Origin of the sequence: Micromonospora sp. 15K316, from assembly GCF_004348525.1 — a bacterium.
In the GTDB taxonomy this organism is placed as follows: Bacteria; Actinomycetota; Actinomycetes; order Mycobacteriales; family Micromonosporaceae; genus Micromonospora.
The window spans coordinates 1-447 of the sequence record NZ_SMKG01000454.1 but is presented as its reverse complement, the minus strand read 5'-3'; the positions used below and the strand labels follow the sequence as shown (position 1 = coordinate 447).

The following is a 447-nucleotide window of genomic DNA, read 5'->3' as shown; positions in this document are numbered from 1 at the left end:
CGGCGGGAGCGGGGGCGGCCGAACGCGGCGGGCCGGAGAGCGTGGCTCCGCCCCGCTCGCCGGCCACCTCGCAACGGATCTGCCAACGCCCGCCCAGCTCCTCGTAGAGGGCGTCGGTGAGCACCGCGGCGTGGTCGGACATCATCCGGGCCAGCACGCCCGACTTCACCGTGAGCACCAAGGTGTCGCCGTCGAGCTCCCGCACCACGGCGTCCCGCATCAACGCGGCGATCCGCTTGTTCGTCCGGTTGACCTTGGCCACCACGTCCGGCCAGACCCGGCGCACGGCGACCGCGTCGAGGACACCTGGTGTCTCCGCCCCGGGCCGGGGCGGCTCCGGGGTGACCGGGTCGGGCATCACCGCCGAGGGCGGCACGACCCGCCGGGGCGCGTCGTCGGCGTGGGTGGCCGCCGCGGGCGGGACGGTGGGGCCGGCCTCGGCCGGGG

General features: G+C 77.4%; 1 pseudogene. It reads right to left on the bottom strand.

The annotated features are described in order from the left end of the window. Positions 1-447: pseudogene (locus tag E1211_RS32280) on the bottom strand (DNA polymerase III subunit gamma and tau); the annotation flags it as partial.